Origin of the sequence: Actinoallomurus bryophytorum (assembly GCF_006716425.1) — a bacterium.
Classification (GTDB): Bacteria; Actinomycetota; Actinomycetes; order Streptosporangiales; family Streptosporangiaceae; genus Actinoallomurus; species Actinoallomurus bryophytorum.
Window position 1 is genome coordinate 757,792 of sequence record NZ_VFOZ01000002.1, and the last position, 21,583, is coordinate 779,374.

Consider the following 21,583-nt stretch of genomic DNA (forward strand, 5'->3'; position numbering starts at 1 on the left):
CCTCAGTGTCCCGGACGCGCTCGCGTGCCCGGAACCGCCGGGCTCAGCAGCTCACGTGGCCGGGGCTGTTGTGCTTCCACTGGCAGGTGTCCACCGTGGTCCCGGCGGACGTGCGCAGGGAGACCTTGTCGGCGGTGTTGTTCCAGACGTACCAGCCGCGGTTCTGGTAGACGTTCGTGCTCGTGTCGGTGCCGCGGCCGGTGTGGATGTAGACGTACTTACCGGCCTTGATGGAGAACGAACCGAACGTATAGACGTGCTTCTTCGTGTCGCGGACCGTCCAGCCGGCCAGTTTGACGGTCTTCTTGCCGCCGTTCTTCAGCACCACGTACTCCCGGTCGATCTGGGAGTTGGCGTGCGTGTCCGTGCCCGACGGGTCGTAGACCACCTTGTACAGCTTGACCGTCGACGACGCGGCGCTCGCCGGCTCCGCCGCCATCACGGTGAGAGCCGCCGCCCCCGCGAGACCGGCCACTACGGTGCGAGTCATCCCCATGTATTTCTCCCCGTGCACTACGCCCCGAAATCACATGACATAGCGATAGACGCGGGGAAGGCCGCGTACGCCTACGGAGGTGTGGTCACCGTTGCGTAACGCACGGTCAGGTCCGGCGGGGCCGCCGCGCCGAGTCCGGCCGCCGCTCACCCCGGGTGGGTACCCCCGTCGGCCTCTCGCTCAGCCGGACGCGGCAGTGCTCCGAGCCTTCCGCCGCCGGCGGAACAGCATCACCGAGGCCGCCAGCAGCGCGCCGGCACCCGCGACCGCGCACCAGACGACCCAATCGGGAACCACGCCGGCGACCCGGCTCCCGGAACTCTCGGTCGCGGTGGTCCGCAGCAGGTCCAGGTGGCTGGCGCAGACGATCGGCCGCCGGTCGGCCTTGGCCGAGGCACAGGCGACGGCCGCCAGCCGCTGCGGCCGCCCCGTGAGCCGGCCCACCTCCACCGTGACGCTGAACTGATCCGTCTCGCCGGTCGGCAGCGCTCTGGTCCAGGTGATCCGATCCCCGGAGCGCGCGCCCTTCGGGGTCGAGGAGATCAGCTCAAGGCCCGGAACCAGCGTCTGCGTCAGCAGCAGATCGGGGGTCCTGACGGCCCCGGTGTTACTGACCTTGGTGACATACGTGAGCCGGTCCCCCGCCCGCACACTCTTGCGCCCGTCGTCGATCCCGATGCGCAGTGCGTAGGTCTGCTTGGGCTTCGCGACGGCACCCGCCGTCGCGGACCCTGCCGCGGTGAATGCGACGGCCAGCACCACCGGAAAGATCCGCGGACGAATTCGCCGAAAAAGCATAAATCAATACCTCTGACGTCAGAGAAGTGGACTCTGCGCAAAGAATAGGGGCCGGCGGGCCACTTTCCACCGGCCCTACTCACGACACGCGGCAGCCTCTCAATAGAGCGTTGTCACAGAGTCGTCGCCACGTAGTTGAGCGTTCCGGTGTAGGTGTCCGGCCGGACGAACGGGATCGTAATACGGTAATTGTTGGTGATGAGGTCACCGCCCGGCGCGGACGCCGATGCCTTGGTGGCGACGACGAGCGGCGTGGGATAGGTCAGGTGGGCGTACGCGCCACCCTGGGCGGGCCCGTCGACCTCGAGGGTGTTGGCCGGGATGACGTCGCCGTTCCCCGGGATGGCCCCGATGAGGTTCAGCGCGGCCGGGACGACAGTGACGTTGTAGCCCGCGAAGTTGTTGGTCGTCACGGTCATGGTGACCGGACTGCCGCCGGTGGTCGGAGTGGTGCCGGCCACCCCCGTCAGGGTGAACGCGTCGGTGAGACCGGTCAGGGTGATGGCCCCACTGACCTGAACGTTGGCGATCGTGGAATCCGAGGCCGTGTCCGCCACGGCCGGCCCGGTCTGGTAGCCGAGCGCGGTGAGGGCGGTGGCCGCCCCGACGAACGCCAGACCGAGCTGCGCCGCGCGCCATTTCGGTGAAGCTGACATGTATGCATCCCCCTATATCCTGTTTATCAATAAGCCGCTATTGAGCGGTGGCTATGTAATCGAGGGTCCCGGAATACCGACCGGTGGGGACAAAGGGGATATCAACCTGATAGTCGTTGCTGAGGGAGTCTCCGTTCAGCGCCGACGGCGTGGTCTGGGTGTGGGTGGTGACGGGAGTGGTCGCGGACAGGGAGCGGAAGATGAAGGCACCGGTCTCACGCACGCGCACGTTCGCGATCGGGATGGCCGCGCCCGTCTGCGGTGAGGTCAGGCTGGGGGTCGCGGCCTGGACGGTGACGTTGTAGCCGCTGGGACTGTTGGTCGCGACGGTCATGGTCACGGCGCCGTTGCGCGTCGGAGTGGTGTGCGGGATCCCGGTGAGGGTGAAGGCCGGGGTGAGCTCGGACAGCACGATGCTCCGCGCGGTGACGGCGACGGTGGCCGTGCAGCGGTCGTCGAGTCCGCCGCTCGGGCAGTTGCTGCCGTCCACGGACGAGACCGCGGTGTTGTCGAGGCTGTGATCGCCCGTGCCGGGGTTGGCGGTGGTGACCGAGTAGGTGATGGTCGCGGTCGCCGCGAGGGCGAGGTCACCGATCCAGGACAACGTGGGTGCCGCGTAGGTGACGCTGCCCGAGGTGGCGGAGGCGTCGTTGTTGTAGGCGGCGTCGTCCAGCACTCCGGCCAGTGAGTCGGTGAGCGTGGCTCCGGTGTACGGGGTCTGGCCGGTGTTGGCGATGGTGATCGTGTAGTGGACGGTGCCGCCCGCGACGACCTCGGGTGTGTCGGCGGTCTTGGTGATCGTCAGCTTCGGCACCAGGACCGTCGCCCGTGCCGTACAGGCGGGGTCGGTGCCACCCGGCGGGCAGTTGCTGCCCAGCTCGGTCGAGGCGGCGATGTTGACCAGCTGCCGGTCGCCCGGGTCGGGGTTCTTCACCCTGATCGAATAGGTGACGGTCGCGCTCGTCCCGGGCGCCAGGTCACCGGTCCAGGTCAGGGTCGGGTTGCTGTAGGACACGGTGCCGGAGGTCGATGTCGCGTCGCCGGCGTAGTCGGCGTCGGGCAGCACCCCGGACAGGGAGTCGGTGACGGTCGCTCCGGTGTAGGCAGTGGGTCCGGTGTCGGCGATGGTGATCGTGTAGTTGACGACACCGCCGGGTGCGACGGTGGCGGTGTCGGCGGTCTTGGCGATGCTCAGGGCCGGGATCTGAATGGTGACGGTGGTGGTGCAGGCCGGGTCCGACCCTCCGGCCGGGCAGTTGTTGCCAGGGGTGGTGGAGGTGATCGAGCTGGTCATCGTGGGGCCGCCGGTAGGCGGGTTGTTGACCGTGACCGAGGCCGTCAGCGTCGCCGACGCGCCCACGGCCAGGTCACCGGTCCAGGTGACCGACCCGTCGAGGTTGAAGTTGAGGTTTCCGGAGGTGGTGGTGGCGTCGTTGTCGTACGTCGCGTTGTCCAGGGCGCCGGCGAGGGAGAAGGTGAAGCTCGCTCCCAGGTACGGCGTCTGGCCGGTGTTGGTGACCACGACGGTGTAGCGGACCACTCCGGTCGGGACCGTGGTGGAGACGTCCGTGGCCGAGGTGATGTTCAGGACCGAGGCCCGCACGGTGGTCGTGCACCGCGGGTCGGCGCCGCCGGTCGGGCAGTTGCTGCCGGGGGTGGCCGAGGTGAGCCGGTTGCTCAGGGTCTTGTCGCCGTTGTCGGGCCGGCCGACGGTGACCGAGTAGGTGATGGTCGCGCTCGCGCCCGGGTTCAGGGCGCCGGTCCAGGTCAGGTTCGGTGCGGCGTAGCCGACCGTACCGGTGCTGGCCGAGGCGTCGTTGTCGTACGCCGCGTCGTCCAGCACACCGGTCAGCGTGTCGGTGAACGTCGCGGCGGCGTACGGCGTCTGGCCGCTGTTGGTGGCGGTGACGGTGTAGTGCACGGTTGAGCCGGGCGTGGTCGTCGCGGTGTCCGTGGTCTTGGTGAGGGTGAGCGCGGGGGTCAGAATCGCGACGAGCGCGGTGCAGGCGGCGGTGCTGCCGGATGGTGCGCAGGTGCTGCCCTCCGCGGTGGAGGAGACGGTGTTGGCGAGGAGTTTCCCGCCGGTGGCCGGGTTGGCGACGGTGACCGAGTAGGTAATGGTCACGGTCGCGCCGACCGCGACGTCACCGGTCCAGGTCAGGTTCGGGGCCGTGTAGGAGACGACACCGGCGGACGCTGCCCCGTCGTTGTCGTACGCGGCCTCGTCGATCACACCGGACAGCGGGTCCAGAACCGAGACTCCGGTGTAGGGGGTCTGCCCGGTGTTGTGGACCGTGATCGTGTAACCGACCGTGCCACCGGGCACCGTCGCGGACGCGCTCGCGGTCTTGAGGATGGTCAGGGCGGGGACCAGCACGTCGACGACGGCGCTGCAACGCGAATCGCCGCTCCCGGTCGGGCAGTTGCTGCCGGGGGCGTTGGAGATGCTCGTCGTCACGATGTGGCGGCTGCCCGTGTCGGGATTGTTGACGGTGAAGGAGGAGGTCACGGTGACGGTGCTCCCGACCGGGACGTTCCCAGTCCAGGTCAGTCCCCCGGCCCCGATCGACAGCACGCCTGAGGTGGCGCTCTGGTCCCCGTTGGGCGTGGCGTCGGCGGGCAGAGTGGGGGCGCTGAACACGACACTGATGCCGTTGTAGGCGGTCTTGCCGGTGTTGGTGATGGTCGTGCTCAGATGCACCACCCCGCCCGGCGTGGTGGTCGCCACGTCGGGAGCGCTGACGATGGTCAGGCTGGAGACCGTGACGGTCGCGGTGCAGCGCGGGTCGGTGCCGCCGGCCGGGCAGTTGCCTCCGGTGGAGGGCGAGGACAGCGTGTTGACCAGGCGGTCGTCGCCGGTCGCCGAGCCGTGCACGGTGACCGAGTAGGTGACGGTGACCGAGCCGGTGGCGGGCACGTTCCCGGTCCAGGTCAGGTTCGGTGCGGTGTAGCCGACCGTACCGGCGGTCGCGGACGCGTCGTTGTTGTAGGTGGCGTCGTCCAGCACCCCGGTCAGCGGGTCGGTGAACGTCGCCCCCAGATACGGGCTCGCGCCCGCGTTGGCGATCGTGACCGTGTAGGAGACCACTCCGCCTCGGGTGGTCGAGGGCCCTCCGGCGAGCTTGGTGAACGTCAACTGGCTGGAGGCGGTCACCGGGATGGTCACGGCACATCGCGTGTCGGAGGACCCCGACAGGCAGTTACTGCCGACGTTGGCGGAGGTGATGGTGTTGACCAGGCTCTGGTCACCGGTGCTGGGGTTGGCGACCGTGACCGAATAGGTGATCGTCGCACTCGCCCCGACCGCCAGGCTCCCGCTCCAGGTCAGGTTCGGACTGGCGTACGCGACGGTGCCGCTGGTCGCGGAGGCGTCGTTGTCGTACGTCGCGTCGTCGAGCACTCCGGACAGGCCGTCGCTGAAGGCCGCACGGGTGTAGGCGGTCTGCCCTGTGTTGGTGACGGTGATCGTGTACGTGACGGCCGAACCCGCCGTCCCGAACGGCACACTCGCGGTCTTGGCGATGGTCAGCCCCGGCGTCAGCACGGCCACCAACACGTTGCAGGCCGCATTGCCGCTGCTGGGCGGGCAGGTACTGCCCACGTCGGTGGAGACGACGCTGTTGGTCAGCGTTCTGTTGCCGGTGTCGGGCCGGTTGACGGTGACCGAGTAGGTGATCGTCGCACTCGCCCCGACCGCGAGGTTCCCGGTCCAGGTCAGCGTCGGGCTGGTGTAGGACAGGGTTCCGCTCGTGGCGGAGGCGTCACTGTTGTAGGTCGCGTCGTCCAGGACCCCGGCCAGGCTGTCGGTCGCCGTGGCGCCGGCGTACGGAGTCTGCCCGGTGTTGTTGATCACGATCGTGTAGTTGACGACGCCACCGGCGGTCTGGGTGGTCACATCGGCGGTCTTGGTGAGCGACAGGGCCGGCAGCAGCACGTTGGAGGTGGCGGTGCACCGCGGGTCCGTCCCCCCGGCCGGACAGTTGTTGCCCGGCGCCGAGGACACGAGTGTTCCGACGAGGACCTTGTTACCGGGGTCGGGGTTACGGACGGTCAGGGTGCCGGTGATCGTGACGACCCCGCCGACGGGAATGTCCCCGGTCCAGGTGATCCCGGTGGAGTTCAGCAGCACCGTGCCCGAGGACGCGACCTGGTCTCCGTTGGGGATGGCGTCATCGACGACATCGGTGCTGCCGGCGAAGACGCTGATTCCCACGTACGGGGTCTGGCCGGTGTTGGTGAACGTCGCGGTCAGATGCACCACCGACCCAGGCGTCGTACTCGACTCGGCGAAGCTCTGTTGCAGGAGCAGCTGGGAGACCCGGACCGTGGCCGCGCACCGCGGGTCGGTGCCGCCCGCCGGGCAGTTGCTTCCCACGATGCTCGAGACGGCGGTGTTGGCCAGGATGCCGTTACCGGTGTCGGGGCTGTGCACGGTGACGGAATAGCTGATGGTGGCGGTGGCGCCGACCGCGAGGTTCCCCGACCACGACAGGGTGGGGGCGGTGTAGGAGACGGTGCCCGAAGAGGCCGAGGCGTTGTTGCCGTAAGTCGCGTCGTCAAGCACCGCGGACAGGTCGTCGGTGAACGCCGCTCCCGTGTACACGGTCTCCCCGGTGTTGGCCACCGTCACCGTGTAGGAGACGGTTCCGCCCGCCACCGTCGTGGGGTTGGCAGCGGTCTTGGTGATGGTCAGCTGTGGCACCAGCACGGTCACCCGCGAAGTGCACGCCGCGTCGCTGCCGCCCGCCGGGCAGTTGTTGCCGAGCGTCGCCGAGGTGACGGTGTTGACCAGGTGCTTGTCGCCCGGGTCGGGATTCTTGATCGTCACCGTGTAGGTGATGGTCGCGGTCACCCCGACCGGCAGGTCGCCGGTCCAGGACAGAGTCGGGGCCGTGTAGGACACCGAGCCCGTACTGGCCGTTGCGTCGTTGTTGTAGTTCGCGTCGGTCAGGACGCCCGACAGCGAGTCGCTGAACGCCGCCCCCGTGTAGGGAGTCGGACCGGTGTTGGCGGCCGTCACCGTGTACGTGATGGTCCCGCCCGGCGTGATCGTCGCGACATTCGCGGTCTTGGTGATGCTCAGCTGCGGAATCTGGATCGTGACGGTCGTGGAGCACGCCGGATCGGTTCCCCCGGCCGGGCAGTTGTTGCCCGGAGTCGTGGAGGTGATCGCGGAAGTCATCGTCGGCCCGCCGGTCGGCGGGTTGTTGACCGTCACCGACGCCGTCAACGTCGCCGACGCCCCGATCGGCAGGTCACCGGTCCAGGTCACCGACCCGTCGACGTTGAATACCAGGACCCCTGACGTAGTGGTGGCGTCGTTGTTGTACGTCGCGTTGTCCAGCGCCCCCGCCAGCGAGAAGTTGAAGTTCGCTCCCAGGTACGGGGTCTGGCCGGTGTTGGTGACCACCACCGTGTAACGCACCACCCCGGTCGGCACCGTCGTGGACACATTCGCCGAACTCGTGATCGTCAACTTGGGGATCAGCGCGGTGACCGTGGCCGTGCAGCGGGGGTCGGATCCGCCGGCCGGGCAGTTGCTGCCCGCGGTCGCCGAGGACACCGTGTTGGTCAGGGTCTTGTCTCCCGCGTCCGGGGACTTCACGGTCACCGAGTAGGTGATGATCGCCACGCCGCCCGCAGCCAGGTTCCCGCTCCAGCTCAGCGTCGGCGCCGTGTAGGAGACCCCGCCGGAGGTCGCCGAGGCGTCGGCGTTGTACGTCGCGTCGTCCAGCACCCCTGACAACCCGTCGGTGAACGCCGCGCCCGTGTAGGCCGCCTGACCGCTGTTGGTGACCTTCACCGTGTAATGCACCGTGTCACCCGGCGTGGCGGTGGCCACATCGGCCGTCTTCGTGATCGTCAGCGCCAGCAGGTCCACTGACGCCTGACAGCGCACGTCGGTGCCGCCCGAAGCGCAGTTGGCACCCAGCGTCGCTGAGGTGACCGTGTTGGACATGATCCCGTCACCGGACCCCACCGGTCGGACCGTCACCGAGTACGTGATCGTCGCCACCGCGCCCGCCGCGAGGTTCCCGCTCCAGGTGATGTTCGGGCTGGTAAAGCCCGCTGACCCCGAGGTCGCGGCGACGTTGTTGTCATAGGCGGCGTCATCGAGCACGTTCGTCAGCGGGTCGGTGAGGCTCGCTCCGGTGAACGCGTTCGTCCCGGTGTTGCGGACGGTGATCGTGTAGTGGATCACCGATCCGGGCGCGGCGGCGGTGGTGTCGGCGGTCTTGGTGATCACCACCGGCCCGACGCCCACCACCAGCGTGACGGCCCGGGTGTCGCTCTGGTTGTTGGCGTCGACCACCTTGACGGTGAAGGGGTAGCTCCCGCCCGTGGTCGGGATGCCCGACAGCAGTCCCGTCGCGGCGTTCAGCGTCAGGCCGGGCGGCAGACTCCCCGCGCTGACCGACCACACGTACGGCCCCGTACCACCGGAGACCGTCAACTGATCGCTGTAGGCGACGCCGACCTGTCCGGCAGGCGGGGGCGGGAAGTCCAGCGTCGGCGATGCGGCGATCACCACGGTGGCGGCCCGGGTGTCGCTCTGGTTGCTCGCGTCGACCACCTTGACGGTGAAGGGATAGCTCCCGCCCGTGGTCGGCGTACCCGACAGCAGTCCCGTCGAGGCGTTCAGCGTCAGGCCCGGGGGCAGACTCCCCGCGCTGACCGACCACACGTACGGCCCCGTACCACCGGAGACCGTCAACTGATCGCTGTAGGCGATTCCGGCCTGCCCGGCGGGCGGCGGGCCGAACGTCAGCGTCGGTGAGACGTTCGGAGTGACCGCCGCCGAGCGCGCCGACGGCGGACCAGGACCGGCGAGGTTCTGTGCCGTCACGGTGAAGGTGTAGGCGGTTCCCGGGGTCAGGCCGGTCGCGGTCTGTGTCGTCCCGGTGCCGGAGAACGTCTGTGGTGCCTGCGCCACCGCGCCGATGAAGGGCGTGATGGTGTACCCCGTGATCGCGCTCCCGCCGTTGGACGGAGCCGTCCAGGTCAGCGTCGCCGACGAGTCACCAGCGGTGGCCGCGGTGATCACCGGCTGCCCAGGGACGGTGTACGGGATCACCGCGTTCGACTGCGGGCTCGCCGAACTGGTGCCGAGCGCGTTCACCGCCGCCACCGTGAACGTGTACGACGCTCCGGCCGACAGCCCGGTCAGCGTCCGCGTCGTCGTGGAGGCGTCGAAGGACTGGGGTGTCTGGGCGACGCCGGCACGGAACGGCGTCACGATGTACCCGGTGATCGGACTCCCGTTGCTCGCCGGCGCCACCCAGGTCACCGTCGCGCTCGTGACCCCCGCCGTCGCCGTCGGAGCCACCGGTGTCGCGGGTTTGTCGGTGTAGACATAGGCCGCCGATCCGGCGACGCCCGAGGTCACTACCGTCACGGTCACCGCCGCCGCCGATGTACGGGCCGGCATCGAGGAGATGCTCAGGGTGCCGTCGGGGTTGACGGTGAAGCAACCCGTGGCCGGCCCCGACGCGCAGGGCAGCAGCACGACGGGCGTGCCCGCCTGCTGTTCCGCGGGGGTTCCGATCTCGATGGCGGTCGCCCCGGTGAGGTTGCCTCCGCCGACCGTCACCGCGATCCCACCGGCGATCGTGCTGCCGGCCGGGCTGACGGTGATCCCCGACGGGGCGGCCGGGATCGTGCCCGCGGTCGTCGTCGTGGCGATACCGGGATTGGCGTCGACCGATGAGGCCGTGACGGTGGAGGACGTCTGGATCAGGGTCGGCGTGACGCTGCCTCCGGTGACGATGCCGACGACAGTGATCTTGGACAGATTCGTCCCTCCGGCGAACGGCGTATTGCTGTTCGTACAGGTGATCCTTTGTCCCGAGGGGGCACCGCAGACCCAGCCCGTTCCGAATGCCCCGACCGGCACCACGCCGGCGGGCACCGTCTCCGTCACCGAGACCGGAGAGGTCTCGTCAGTGCCCGCCGAGACGCTCGGCGTCACCGAGTACGTCACCGGATCGCCCGGCTGCGGCGACGAGCCGTTGAAACTGGTCTGCACGACGTTCAGGTCCGGAACCGGGTTGAGACTCAGGACCTTGGCGTTGTCGATCTCGTGGAAGTCGGTCACGGACCCGGTGGACCCCACCCAGCCGAAGGCGAGCTGACGGGGGATGCCACCTGCGTTCAGCCAGGTCGACGACGGATACAACGTCGGCGAGACCACCGGCAGGGTCCCCTGCAGCGTTCTCGGCGTCCCGGCCACGGGTGTGAACACCACCTTGTAGGTACCGGCCGCCACGGTGATGCCGGACGCCGTCACGAGACTCACGGCCGTCGGGTTGAGGACCACCTCCATTGGCACCAGAGAGTTCGCCCGCGTCGTTCCGTGCATCGGGACCACAGGGGACGTCGTCGTGCTGGCGGTGCTGTTGATCGCGCAGTATCCGGTGATGCCCGTTCCCGGACCGCGGATGACCACCTGCCCGGCGACCTTTCCCCCGTTGGTGCTGATGTACGGCGGATCGGTACAGCCACTTCCCTCATAGACGCTGTTGCTGAAGTTCCCGAATACGTCCATCCCGACGCCGAGATAGCCGTTCGCCAGCCCGGGGAGGTTCCCCTGTTTGCTGGAGGAGTAGCCGAGCGCGCCACCCGGCTGACCGATGTTCGCCGGGGGCAGCGGGTTGGCCGGGTCCACCGCCGCCGCCACGAAGGTCATGCCGTCGGCGTTGTTTCCGCCGTACTGATAGCTGTTGAACGTCACGTCCAGTCCCTGCGACGTCGGCGCACTGGTGGCGCCGAAAAGGCCGCCCTCCTGGAACGACGAGGTGTTCGTCAGGCGCAGCGTCCCGAGTCCGGGGGCATCGGTGTTGGCCGGACAACTGTGCAGACCGGTACCGCTGGGATTGCCGGAGGCGGAAAGGCATGCGGTGTTGGTCCCCGTCGCCGCGGCCGGCAGCGCGGGCAGGTTCACCGGGTAGGCGGGATCTGGCGTGTTGTTCTTGAAAGGCTGGTTGAACAGCGTGCTGCCCACCGCGAACGCCGGCCGGGGCGCCAGACCGGTCACCGGTACGCTCAGCGCGGCGCCGAGCAGACCGGCCAGCACCATCCGCGCGACCCGCCGGCGGACCGCGGGCGTCCAGCACAGCGTCGGAAACGCACCTGTACCGGGAAGGGAACGCCTAGACACCTTGGTCGTCTTCGTTCGCGGCCTGCTCCGCGTGGAGGACTGAGGCGGCGGCGAGCACCTTGGCCCGGTAACGGCGTCGCGCGAACCAGCCCAGCAGCAACAGCGCCAGCAGCCCGCCGAGCAGGATCGCCAGCAGGTGCAGCGGGAAGATGATGATCCGGACGGCCGCGCTCGTCCTCCCGCCGGAACCTGGCACCGACACGGTGGCGTGGCAGACGCACATCAGCGGCGGACTCCAGCGGGCGGTGATCTCACGAGTCGAATCACGCAGCACGGTGAAGTCGGGAAACGCCACTCTGTCTCCACCGACATCGACGTGCAGCTTTCCCTTACCGCGGAAGTCGCGATGCACCGTGCCGCTGTCGTGAACCGTGGTGCTGAGGAGTATCGGCCCGTGCAGTGCGAAGCCGGGTGCCCGCACACGCGAGACCTCGACCGACCTGCTGACCGGGCCTGGGACGGTGATGAACACCGGAGTGGCGATTCCGCGGTTGATCCTGATGTTGGCCGCGTTCCGGCCGGCCGGGACCTTGAAGATCAGGGCGAGTTGGTGATCGCCGGGTTCCGCCCCGGCCGGCATGCTGACGCGAAATGTCACGTTCGCCGTCGTGCCGGGCGCCACGACAAAATGCGTCGGAGTGACCTGAACCCAGTTCGCCGCCGCATAAGGGGCATCGGGCTTGAAACTAAGAGCACCGTTCGCACTCGCCGTGAAGTCGGACTTCTGAACAGTAACCGTAAATGGCTTTCGTCCTCCATTGATTACCTGGAACCTCCGGGCCGCCGCGCTCGCACCGGGCGGAACGACCAGCCGAGTTGGAGCCACCTCGAGCGAGAAGACGGGTGAGGGAGCAGAAGTGGCGACAGCAGTCGGAATATGCGCCGATAGGAGGCAGATGATACCCAAAATGGCGCCGATCTCACGACGGGCTCGATCGGTCATGGATCCTGTCAAAGCATCGCACTGATACTGGAAGATTTCCGACATGCTAAACCGCCCACCCCGGATGATCACGGCGAGTATTTATCCGATCACCACGACGATCAAACGCCATCTTCCGGCTATCTCCTACGGGCACTTCTTTCGGACGCCGGACGCAGGTTAATTGCACCTGAATAGCGTTCTATCGGCCGCCGCCGGCCGAGGTGCGACCACGCACGAAGTGGGTAAATCGGAGTTAGCCGGAGGACGACGGAATCCCATTCGGGATGCAAGTTTTACTCTTTGAAGGGGGTACACGATGCGCTGCCATCGCCTGTCGATCCTGCTCGTCCTGTGTGCGGGAACGCTGACGTTGGCCGCGCCGAGCGCGGCGGCCGCCGCCGGCGGGCACCACCGAGAGGCGCATGACCACGCGTCCGCGCACAAGCGGGAGTCCTTCCAGGCTTCCACCTCGGTGGGGATACATGTCCTTCCCGCAACGGCCAATCCCGGGGGCCCGGGCTCGGGACCGAACGGCCCGGGTGGAGCCCCGTCCGCCGGATCAGGCGACGGCACCTCCGCCGGAGCGCACTCCGGGTCGGACAACGGCATCTCCGCCGAAGTGGAGTCCGGCGGTGAGTACGACGCTTCGTCCCACTTCGGCTCTGGCGATCAGAGTCGCGGCAACCCGCGGTTCGCCCGCCCGCCCCGCCGGGCACGCGGCGCGCTCCGCGGCCGGGCGCATGGAGCATCCCACTCCCGCAGGCACGGTGCTCCCCATCACGGCTACCTGCCGTTCACGGGCTACAGCGTCATGACCATCGCGCTGAGCGGAACGGCGGCAGTACTCGCCGGCTCCGCACTGCTGTGGGCATCGGTCAGGCGACGGAAGCGGGCAGGCCGGTGCCCTGTCCCGGAAGTCGCCGCCGGACCTCCCGGATAGACGGCCGCCGTTGGATGACAGCGGTGGAGCCCCGTCGTTACTCAGGTTCGCCGCGGTGGCGGCGTCGCGGGTGCGGGGCCGAGAGACTGCAGCGCGACGTCCGCGTACACCCTCGCTAACGCGTCATCGCGGCGGCACGCGGCGTTCCTGACCGCGAGGGCGGCGTTCCGCAGCCGGCGGGTGCTCCACTCCCGGTCGAAGAGCGGCGCGACGGTGAGGAGCAGCTCCGCGGCCCGGGTCAAAGGGCCGCCCGGCTCTCTCGCCGCGTTCTCGATGGCGGTGAGGACGGCGTCCTGTTCCACGAAGAGCCAGGTGCGAGCCGCCTCGACCGTGACCGACCGCTCGCCGGGACAGGGGCCGGGCGAAGCCTCCGTCACCGGCCGGGAGCCGGCCGGGAGCGGCTCGCCCAGCGCCTTCGCCACGCCGCGGGCCGCCGTGAGGTAGTGGTCGAGCAGTCTCCGGAGGGCGCGTACCCGCTCGCCCTGCCGGCCGGTCCGGTTCAGGGCGAACACGCGCAGCAGGTCGTGGAAGCGGTAGCGGTTCGGGGCGTGGCACTCGAGGAGGCTCAGGTCGGCCAGGGTCTCGAGGAGTTCGTCCGCGCACTGGCGGCGCAGGCCGAGTGTGGCGCCCGCCGCGCCGGTCGAGAAGCCGGGCCCGTCGGCCAGCGCCAGCAGGCGGAACGCCCTCGCCTCATCGCTTCCCAGCTGCTCGTAGCCGGGACGGAAACACGCGACGGCCGCGGGCAGCTCCTCCACGCGTCCGTGCGCCAGCCGGCGTGCCAGCACGCCGACCGGGGACGCGGGACGCGCGGCCAGCCACGTACCGGCGGAGCGGATCGCCAGCGGCAGGAAACCGCAGGCCGCGACCAGGTCCAGGGCCGCGCCGCGTTCGGCCGCGACGCGGTCCGCGCCGGCGACGCTCGTGAGCAGCGTCATGGCCTCGTCCGGTTCGAGCACGTCGAGGTCCAGCCCGCTCACACCGGGCAGGCCTGCCATCGTGGTGCGGCTCGTCACCAGGACCGCGCATCCCGGCGCACCGGGCAGCAGCGGCGCCACCTGCGCCGGGCACCGGGCGTCGTCCAGGACCACCAGCATGCGCCGCCCGGTCAGCTCCGAGCGGTACAGCGCCGAGCGTTCCTCCAGCGTCTCGGGTACGTCACGCCGGCCGAGAGCGTGCAGCAGGCCGCCGAGCACCGCGTACGGCTCGGCGGGGTGGCCGGTCATCCCGCGCAGGTCCGCGTAGAGGCGTCCACCGCGGAAGCGCGTACCTGCGGCATGCGCGACGTGGACGGCCAGGGCGGTCTTGCCGACGCCGCCCATGCCGTTCACGGCGGCGACCGGCACCGACCGGCCGGGCACCAGCACATCGGCCAGGTCGGCGACGGCGCCGCTACGGCCGGTGAAGTCTCCGATGTCCGGCGGCAGCCCGTACGGCATCGAGCTCCTCCTCCGGGCGAGGTTCCGAATGACAGAGCCCTGCACCGGTCCGTCACCTCCGGTGCAGGGCTCCTAGGCACCCGGCCACAGCCAGGCGACCTTCCCCCGTCATCGCCCGGCAACGCAGCGGCATTGGCCTCCGGGCGAATGTCCGGGCCTTTACCCCCTCGGCCCGTCCACAAGATGAATTCTGCGGGACGGCGTTCAACGTCTGATCAACGTCTGATCAACGCCCACGACAACCGCGTTTCCCCAGGTGGAAGCGGACTATAGGTAGAAGCCGGTGTCGGAGATCGGCGGCGGCGTGGCCGTGGTGCGGCCGTCTCGGCGGGCGTACAGCTCGGCGAGTGTCGCGCCGTGCGGGACCGTCTCGGCGGTGCCCAGCCAGGCGGCGGCCTCGGCGGGCGACATCCGGCCGACCTCGATCTGTGCGAGGCAGCGGCCCGGCCGTACGACCGCGGGGTGCAGAGCGGTGAGCGGCTCGTTCGTCGTGATGGCGACGAGCACGTCGCGGCCCTGGCCGAGCAGGCCGTCGGTCAGGTTGAGCAGCCGGGACAGTGCCTGGCCGGTGGCGTTCTTGGCATCGCTGGAGATCAGCTCGTCACAGTCCTCGACCACGAGCAGCCGCCAGCGGCGGTCGTCGTCGTCCTCGCCGACCGCGACCTCCATGAGGTACGCGGGGTTGCTGAACAGCTGCTCCGGATCCAGCACGCAGTCGAACTGGGCCCACTTCGACCACTCGCGGGCGAGAGCGCGCAGGGCGGTGGTCTTGCCCGTACCCGGCGGTCCGTGCAGGAGCACCAGCCGGCCGCTGATGTCGTCCGGCGTCACGTCGGTGAGCCGGTCGATGGCGGTCGCGGCGGTCGCGGGGTAGTTGTCGCGGATCTCCGGCCAGGTCGCCGCCGTGATGGACCGCTGGCTACGGGACGCGCCGTGCGCGCCCAGGTGCCAGAAGCCCATGTCGACCCGGTCCTCCTCCGGGGGTGGCGGCTCGGCGGCGTCGCGGAGCGCTTCGTCCAGTACCGACGAGCACAGCTCGTCGCTGATGGCGGTCACCTCGACCATGCCCGACCCGCCGCGCCAGCGCACGGATCGCAGCGTCCACCCGTCACCGCGCGCCAGGACCTGCTCGCGGTTCTCCTCGCGCGACATGCGCATGACCTGGGCGCCGGCCGGCCGCAACGGCGCGTCGGGCCGGATGCGCTCCATGCGCCGGGACCGGGCGTACGGCTCCCGCCCGGCGGCGAACGCCTCCAGGGCCAGGACGTCGATCACGTCGCCGACCGTGTCGGTGGCGTCGACCGAGAACGCCACGGCAGGCTCCGGCTCGGCTCCGTCGATCGGCATGAAATCGGACATGTCGTTAATGATCAGGTCACCCTCGCGTCCGCGTCCACTCGATTACCCGTCAGGAACTCCCCCAGCAGGGCACATGCACGATCCGGGTCCTCGCAGAAGAAGCGGACACGCGCGTACGCCTCGCGGATCTCACCGTCCCAGTGGCGCCGTGCGATCCCGCGCGCCTCAACGCCCCGAGCCCTTCCATGACGTCGAGTCTCTCACCGATGTCGCCCGGCGTGACGCCGTCGTCCGGCTGAGACATCAGGCCCGGCCGGTCGGGGGTGCTCCCCGGCTGGCTCGGGCAACAAGAAGGGCGACCTCTGACCGCCATTTCCCGGCTAGAAGACAGCGCCGGCGGGAGAGGACGGTGACTCGGTTATTTCCAGTACTCGTCCTTGAGGAGACGCTTGTAGAGCTTGCCCGTCGGGTGCCGGGGCAGTTCGGCGCGGAAGTCGATCGAGCGCGGGCACTTGTAGTGCGCCAGGTGTTCGCGGCAGTGCTCGATGAGCTCACGCTCCAGCTCGGGCCCGGCGTCCTCCGGGGTCGTCGGCTGGACGACGGCCTTGACCGCCTCCCCCATCTCGGCGTCCGGGACGCCGATCACGGCCACGTCGGCGACCTTCGGGTGGACGGCCAGGAGGTTCTCGGCCTCCTGCGGGTAGATGTTCACGCCGCCGCTGATGATCATGTACGACAGGCGGTCGGTGAGGTAGAGGAAGCCCTCCTCGTCCACGTACCCCACGTCGCCGAGGGTGGTCCAGCCGCGGCCGAGCGGGTCACGTGAGGAGGCCGTCTTGTCCGGGTCGTCGTGGTAGATGAACTCCGGCCCGCCGGCGAAGTACAGGGTGCCCGTACGGCCCGGCGGCAGTTCGTTGCCCTCCTCGTCGCAGACGTGGATCTCACCGACCAGCGGGCGGCCGACAGTGCCCGGATGCGCCAGCCAGGCCGGCGAGTCGGCGTAGACGAAGCAGTTGCCCTCGGTGCCCGCGTAGTACTCGTGCAGCACCGGCCCCCACCAGCTGATCATGCGTTCCTTGACCTCGACCGGGCAGGGTGCGGCGGCGTGCACGGCGTACCGCAGGCTCGACAGGTCGTGCGCGGCCCGCGTCTCGTCCGGCAGCTTGAGCATCCGGATGAACATGGTCGGCACCCACTGGCTGTGCGTCACGCGGTAACGCTCGATCGCCCGCAACGCCTCCTCCGGATCGAACCGCTCCATGACGACGACCGTCGAGCCGAACCGGTGGAAGGTCAGGCAGTACCGCAGCGGCGCGGCGTGGTACAGCGGCGCCGGGGACAGGTACACCGACGCTTCGTCCGGCTGGAACAGGAACGACACAAGCTGGTAGAGCACGCCCGGCGTGCCCATGGGCGCCTGGGACAGAGCGGGTTTTACGCCCTTGGGCCGCCCGGTCGTGCCCGAGGAGTAGAGCATGTCCACGCCCTCGCACTCGTCCTCGATGGGCGTGGGCGGGTACGCGGCGATGCGCGCCTCGTAGGACTCGAAGCCGGGGGCGGTGCCATCGAGCATCAGCCGCAGCTTGACGCCGGGTGTCCGGTCGGCGACCGCCACCGCGACCTCCTCGAGCCGGGTCGAGGAGATGAAGACGCGCGCGCCACAGTTGCCGATGATGTACGCGAGCTCGTCCGGCTGCAGACGTGAGCTGATCGCGGTGTAGTAGAGCCCCGACCGCTGCGCCGCCCAGGCGATCGCCAGGAACGACCGGTGGTTCTCCAGCATGAACGCCACGTGGTCGCCGGGGCGCAGCCCCTCGGCACGCAGCAACTGGGCGAGCCGGTTCGACTCCTCATCCAGCTCCCGGAAGGTGATGACCTCGCCGGAGCCGGCCATGATCACTGCTGGTTTGTCCGGCGTCAGTGCCGCGATCTGTCCCAGATGCACGAAACCGAACGCTACTCGGTTTGGCTCACGGGCAAAAGCCGTACGGCGGCTCAGCCGGGAACGATCCAGTCTCCGTCGCGCATGAGGTCACGCCCCTTGATCTCGTTGGACTCCCGCCAGGCCTGCACCCGGTGCGGGCGCACGCGGAAGTAGGCGTAGCCGTCCAGGGCGCGCGGGTCGAACCCGACCCGGGAGGCGAAGGCGTCACCGATCTCGGCGGGCATCTCGTCCGTCTCGGACACCTCCGCACTCCCCTCGACCATGACCAGGTCCCGGCTCGGGCCGATCGCGAGACGCACCCGGCCGTTGGGCCGGAGGTTCCGCACCGTCGGCGAGGAGGACACCGTGCCGAACAGGAAGGTGTCGCCGTCCCAGAGGAAGGACAACGGCACCAGATAGGGGGTCGCGCCGTCGCCCGTCGCCACCCACGCGTCCTCGTCGTGTTCGAACCGGTGCAGCGTGTCCCGCCTGCGCTGTTCGGCCGTACGGGCGGGTGGGCGCACCATCGCGACATCTCCTTGCTCCATCCGATCACGCTACGGCAGTCAGGTGCGACGCGCTTCTTCGGTCCTGACCGATCGGGCCGTCTATTCCGGCCCGGCGCCGGCACCGCGCTTCGCCGTGGTTGCATGGTCAGGCCGTCCACCGATGGAAACACGCCGTACGGCGGCGAGGTCACGCAGTCAGGCGATCGGATTGGAAGTACCCAGCATGCCATTGCACCCCCAGGCGGCCCGGTTCGTCGAAATGGTCGCCGGCGCCCCGCCGGTGGAGGCCGTCCCGGTGGAGGCCTCCCGGCAATCCGCCCTTGACACCATCCCCCTGACCGGCGAGGTCACGGAGCTGGCAGCGGTCGAGGACCAAAAGGTCAAGACGGAGAACGGGCTGGTGCCGGTCCGGATCTACCGGCCGAGCCTCGCCGGCGGTCTGCCGGTCACCGCCTTCTTCCACGGTGGGGGCTGGATCATCGGAGACCTGGACACGCACGACCGTGTCGCACGCGACCTCGCCGCCTTCTCCGGTGCCGTCGTGGTGGCGGTCGACTACCGGCGGGCACCCGAGGACCCGTTCCCCGCCGCCTACGACGACTGCCTCGGAGTGATCCGCCGGCTGCTCGAGGACGGCGCGGGTCTGGATGTCGACAGGACTCGTGTCGCGGTCGCCGGAGACAGCGCGGGAGGCAACCTGGCGGCCGTCGCCTGCCAGCAGCTGCGCGGCGTGGGCAGCGGCATCGTCCACCAGGTTCTGGTCTTCCCGGTGACCGACGCCACCGCGGTGGGTGAGACCGCCAGTTACCGGGAGTTCGGCGAAGGGCACTTCATCACCACCCGGGACATGGCGCACTTCGTCCGGTGTTACTCCGGCGACACCGACCCGGCCGACGTCAGGATCTCGCCGCTCCGTGCGGCGGACCTGTCCGGGTTGCCGCCGGCCACCGTGCTGACCGCCGAATGCGACCCCCTTCGCGACGAGGGCGAGGCCTACGCGAGCCGCCTGGAGCAGGCCGGCGTCGAGGTCACGACGCGCCGCTTCGACGGGCAGGTCCACCCGTTCATCCTGCTCGGCGGCATCATCGACGACGCCAACGTGGCCCGCTCCTGGCTCGGTGAGCGCCTGCGCGCGGCTTTCACCGCGTGACGCCGGCCCGCGCCGGTCAGATCGTCGTGTCCCGGTCGGCCCAGTACGGCTCACGGAGCAGACGCTTGTAGAGCTTGCCCGTAGGCGTGCGCGGCAGTGTGGTCACGAAGTCGATCGACCGTGGTGCCTTGTAGCCGGCCAGCTTCTGGCGGGAGAAGGCGATCAGGTCCTCGGTCAGGGCGTCCGTGGGCTCGTTGCCCTCCTCGAGCTCGACCGCGGCCTTGACCTGCTCGCCGTACTCCGCGTCCGGCACGCCGAAGACCGCGACGTCGCGTACGGCCGGGTGGGTGATGAGCACACCCTCGATCTCGGCGGGATAGATGTTGACGCCGGCGCTGATGATCATGTCGATGGCCCGGTCGGCGAGGAACAGGTAACCGTCGGCGTCGAGGTAGCCGATGTCCCCGGTGGTGAACAGGCCGTCCTCGCGGTGCATGCCGGCGGTCTTCTTCGGGTCGCGCCAGTACTCGATGTCGTCGCCGTTGGTGTAGCGGAACCACAGCTGCCCACGCTCGTCCGGATCGGCCTCCGAACCGTCCTCGCGCAGGACGTGCACCTCGGAGATCGGCAGGGGGCGGCCGACCGTGCCGGGCTTCTTCAGCCACTCCTCGGAGGAGACCACGGTGTTCACCGACGCCTCGGTCGAACCGTAGTACTCGTTGACGACCGGCCCGAACCAGTCGATCATCTGCCGCTTGATCTCGGGCGGGCACGGGGCCGCGCCGTGCCAGACGGCGACCAGGCTCGACAGGTCGTGGGCCTGCCGGGTCGCCTCGTCGAGCCGCAGGAGGCGTACGAACTGGGTCGGCACCAGGTGGATGTTCGTGATCCGGTATTCCTCGATCAGCCGGAGCGTCTCCTCGGCGTCGAACCTGGACCGCATGACGACCGAGCGCCCCGCGCACAGCAGGCCGTACGACCAGAGCCACTGCGCGGAGTGGTAGACCGGCCCGACCAGCAGCGACCGCCCGCCCTCGGGGATGCTCAGGATCTGCGCGAAACCCGCGGTGATGTTCTTCAGGGTCTCGATCGGCAGGCCGGTCGCCATGGACTTTCGGCGTACGCCCTTGGGCCGCCCCGTCGTGCCCGACGTGTAGATCATCGACGAGCCCAGGACCTGGTCCGCGGGCTCTCCGTCCGGTCCGCCGGCCAGGAAGTCCTCGTACGGCGTGAAGCCCGGCACCTCGCCGATGCCGACGCGGATCGGCGTGTCGACGGCCGCCTCGGCCGCCTCGGCGGCGAACCGGTCCTCCGAGAAGATCGCCTTCGCGCCGGAGTCGTCCAGGACGTACCTCAGCTCGTCGGCCGTCCAGTGCCAGTTGACCAGGACGTAACGCAACCCGATGTGCGTCGCCGCGGTCATCAGCTCGAAGTACTCCCGGCGGTTCGCCGAGTGGATCGCGATGGTGTCCGACTCGACCAGGCCGGCGCCGCGCAGCGCACCCGCGAGCCGGTCGACGCGGGCGTTGAACTCACTCCAGGTCAGGCTGCCGCGCTCGTCGGTCACGGCGGGCTCGTCCGGGCGTGCCTGGACGTACGGACGGAGCAGTTCGGCCATGGCGACCTCCAGGTCGTGTCATTCGGTCCGTGCCCCGGCCATCCGCAGCGCGAGGCCGATGTAACGGGCCTCGAGGTCGGCATGGCTGAGGGGTCGATGCTCATGAAACCACTCGCTGATATGGACGCACATGTCCAAAATGGGGAGGGCTGTGAGCACGGCCGCCGCCCGGCCCTCGCCGCCGATCAGGTGGAACACCTGTTTTTTCTGGCCCTCTAGCAGGACGTCGACCACGCCGTCGCGCAGGCGCCGCCGGATGGCGACGATCTCGTCGTAGCGCTCCCCGGTCAGCAGGGGGAACTCCCGGTTGGCCACGCGCGCGGTCTCCTGATGGTCGGAGTGCCGTGCGACGTAGACCTTCACCACCGCGCTGAGCTCCGCGACCGGATCACCCGCGACGGCCGCCCGTGCGGCGCTCAGCACGCTCTCGAGCCGCAGGTGGATGTCGCGGATCACGACGTAGAGCAACTGCTCCTTGGACTCGAAGTGGTTGTACAGCGCGCCGGGAGTGAGGCCGCACGCCTCGGTGATCTGCCGGACCGACGTCGAGAGCGCGCCCTGCCGGTAGAACAGCTCCACCGCGGCGGCGGCCAGTCGCTGCTGAAGTGGGGAACCCTCGATGGGCAGACCCGCCTCGGTCACCGGCGCGCCCCTCTCTTGACACGTCACTTAAGTCGAGCGTACTAATATTTCCAACGTGTGAATGAACGCTTATTTACCTATGATCGCACAGGT

The 21,583-nt window shown here is 69.3% G+C and carries 12 protein-coding genes; 1 reads left to right on the forward strand and 11 read right to left on the reverse strand.

What is annotated here, in order from left to right:
- Positions 1 to 43: 43 nt before the first annotated feature.
- The 9 genes from FB559_RS39530 to FB559_RS39570 form a co-directional block, all read right to left on the reverse strand.
- A complete protein-coding gene (locus tag FB559_RS39530) occupies positions 44 to 490 on the reverse strand; it encodes a lamin tail domain-containing protein (RefSeq protein WP_221640664.1) in 447 nt (148 codons plus the stop codon).
- 186 nt (positions 491 to 676) lie between these two features.
- Positions 677 to 1,255, reverse strand: coding sequence for a DUF11 domain-containing protein (locus FB559_RS39535; protein ID WP_185792689.1), 579 nt, complete (start codon positions 1,253 to 1,255; stop codon positions 677 to 679).
- Between the two features lie 152 nt (positions 1,256 to 1,407).
- Entirely contained in the window at positions 1,408 to 1,950 is a 543-nt protein-coding gene (locus FB559_RS39540; protein ID WP_221640665.1) for a hypothetical protein, read from the reverse strand.
- A gap of 37 nt (positions 1,951 to 1,987) precedes the next feature.
- Positions 1,988 to 11,026 carry a DUF7927 domain-containing protein gene (locus FB559_RS39545; RefSeq protein WP_141962718.1) on the reverse strand — a complete coding sequence of 3,013 codons (9,039 nt, stop codon included), beginning with the start codon at positions 11,024 to 11,026 and terminating at the stop codon, positions 1,988 to 1,990.
- Positions 11,027 to 11,099: 73 nt separating this feature from the next.
- Positions 11,100 to 12,095, reverse strand: a complete 996-nt coding sequence (locus tag FB559_RS39550) for a fimbrial biogenesis chaperone (protein ID WP_141962719.1) — start codon at positions 12,093 to 12,095, stop codon at positions 11,100 to 11,102.
- Positions 12,096 to 13,013: 918 nt separating this feature from the next.
- A complete protein-coding gene (locus FB559_RS39555) occupies positions 13,014 to 14,408 on the reverse strand; it encodes an NB-ARC domain-containing protein (RefSeq protein WP_141962720.1) in 1,395 nt (464 codons plus the stop codon).
- A gap of 267 nt (positions 14,409 to 14,675) precedes the next feature.
- Positions 14,676 to 15,767 (reverse strand): DUF5925 domain-containing protein, encoded by a 1,092-nt coding sequence (locus tag FB559_RS39560; protein ID WP_141962721.1) that lies wholly within the window; start codon positions 15,765 to 15,767, stop codon positions 14,676 to 14,678.
- Between the two features lie 358 nt (positions 15,768 to 16,125).
- Positions 16,126 to 17,652 carry an AMP-binding protein gene (locus tag FB559_RS39565; protein ID WP_141962722.1) on the reverse strand — a complete coding sequence of 509 codons (1,527 nt, stop codon included), beginning with the start codon at positions 17,650 to 17,652 and terminating at the stop codon, positions 16,126 to 16,128.
- 50 nt (positions 17,653 to 17,702) lie between these two features.
- Positions 17,703 to 18,158, reverse strand: coding sequence for a pyridoxamine 5'-phosphate oxidase family protein (locus tag FB559_RS39570; protein WP_141962723.1), 456 nt, complete (start codon positions 18,156 to 18,158; stop codon positions 17,703 to 17,705).
- A 205-nt stretch (positions 18,159 to 18,363) separates the two neighbouring features.
- Here FB559_RS39570 and FB559_RS39575 point away from each other — a divergent pair, with 205 nt between their 5' ends.
- The gene (locus tag FB559_RS39575) at positions 18,364 to 19,290 is read left to right on the forward strand and encodes an alpha/beta hydrolase (protein WP_141962724.1); all 927 of its coding nucleotides are present in this window, start codon (positions 18,364 to 18,366) and stop codon (positions 19,288 to 19,290) included.
- Positions 19,291 to 19,306: 16 nt separating this feature from the next.
- On the opposite strand, the gene FB559_RS39580 is transcribed toward FB559_RS39575, so the two are convergent.
- The gene (locus FB559_RS39580; protein ID WP_141962725.1) at positions 19,307 to 20,848 is read right to left on the reverse strand and encodes an AMP-binding protein; all 1,542 of its coding nucleotides are present in this window, start codon (positions 20,846 to 20,848) and stop codon (positions 19,307 to 19,309) included.
- 18 nt (positions 20,849 to 20,866) lie between these two features.
- A complete protein-coding gene (locus tag FB559_RS39585) occupies positions 20,867 to 21,490 on the reverse strand; it encodes a TetR/AcrR family transcriptional regulator (RefSeq protein WP_141962726.1) in 624 nt (207 codons plus the stop codon).
- Positions 21,491 to 21,583: the final 93 nt, after the last annotated feature.

What these genes read in the sequence shown, in the direction of transcription:
- FB559_RS39545 (WP_141962718.1), bottom strand. Translation starts at nt 11,026, where the DNA reads ATGGTGCTGGCCGGTCTGCTCGGCGCCGCGCTGAGCGTACCGGTGACC.
- FB559_RS39555 (WP_141962720.1), bottom strand. Translation starts at nt 14,408, where the DNA reads ATGCCGTACGGGCTGCCGCCGGACATCGGAGACTTCACCGGCCGTAGC.
- FB559_RS39530 (WP_221640664.1), bottom strand. Translation starts at nt 490, where the DNA reads ATGACTCGCACCGTAGTGGCCGGTCTCGCGGGGGCGGCGGCTCTCACC.
- FB559_RS39560 (WP_141962721.1), bottom strand. Translation starts at nt 15,767, where the DNA reads ATGTCCGATTTCATGCCGATCGACGGAGCCGAGCCGGAGCCTGCCGTG.
- FB559_RS39580 (WP_141962725.1), bottom strand. Translation starts at nt 20,848, where the DNA reads ATGGCCGAACTGCTCCGTCCGTACGTCCAGGCACGCCCGGACGAGCCC.
- FB559_RS39550 (WP_141962719.1), bottom strand. Translation starts at nt 12,095, where the DNA reads ATGTCGGAAATCTTCCAGTATCAGTGCGATGCTTTGACAGGATCCATG.
- FB559_RS39575 (WP_141962724.1), top strand. Translation starts at nt 18,364, where the DNA reads ATGCCATTGCACCCCCAGGCGGCCCGGTTCGTCGAAATGGTCGCCGGC.
- FB559_RS39540 (WP_221640665.1), bottom strand. Translation starts at nt 1,950, where the DNA reads ATGTCAGCTTCACCGAAATGGCGCGCGGCGCAGCTCGGTCTGGCGTTC.
- FB559_RS39570 (WP_141962723.1), bottom strand. Translation starts at nt 18,158, where the DNA reads ATGGTGCGCCCACCCGCCCGTACGGCCGAACAGCGCAGGCGGGACACG.